Raw genomic sequence first — 809 nt, 5'->3', positions numbered from 1 at the left:
TCTGCTTGACTTTATCAACCTCAACGGTACGCAGCAAATGGTAACAGGATCAACCAAAGATTACTTCACACCAGGTGTAAACGCAGCACATCCAAAGATTGCTAACGGTACACTTGTGATGGGCAGAATCTTGGCCATTCCAACCAACGCAAACGTTGGTTTAATGTTCCAGTTCAACACTACCGGTACATCCTTGCCTCTTGCTACCAAGACTTCAACCTTGGCAGTTACTAAGGGCATTCCAATGGTTGGAGACTTCTTCTCCATTGGTTACATAGGTGACGGCTTGACAAGTCAACAAAGAGTAAACAACGGCATCTACAGATTCGAGCTTGAAGAGACCGGTGACAACACTGGTGTATTCACGGGCACTAACCAATATGTTATGCTCAACCAGCTCANGTGTATTTCCCAGCAATTCAAGACATGCTCCAGGCTGAGGCACGTGCTCCTCAGGCAACCGTTCTTAACCTCGGTCAAGACGGTGTCGAGACACAGATATCTGCACAAGTAGATATTCTAACTCACACTGGTGTTGTGTCATTTGATTCACGAAAATACCATGTAACTGAGACTNTCAAAGACATACAAGATAGGCGATACTGTGACAATCACATTAAACGATCCAGACCTTAACGTTAACAATGACCTAGTAGACATTTACACATCAGTAGCACCAGCTACTACTACTACCGCAGGTGTTACCACCATCAATGCAGCTGGCCAAGACGTTGCAACCGACACAGTCGGTAAAGCAGGCCTTGGTTCACTCTCTGATGGTCGAGCATTTGGTAGACTTGTAGATGTAC

The 809-nt window shown here is 45.5% G+C and carries 1 protein-coding gene; it reads left to right on the top strand.

Annotation, left to right across the window (positions count from 1 at the left end):
- Positions 1–577: 577 nt before the first annotated feature.
- On the top strand, positions 578–809 hold a 232-nt coding region (locus tag DYY66_RS02725), incomplete at both ends, for a hypothetical protein (protein ID WP_218583580.1).

The sequence above is a fragment of the Candidatus Nitrosotalea sp. FS genome (assembly GCF_011319475.1).
GTDB lineage: Archaea > Thermoproteota > Nitrososphaeria > Nitrososphaerales > Nitrosopumilaceae > Nitrosotalea.
Note: the sequence above shows the minus strand (reverse complement) of the source record. Positions and strands in the feature narration are given on the sequence as shown.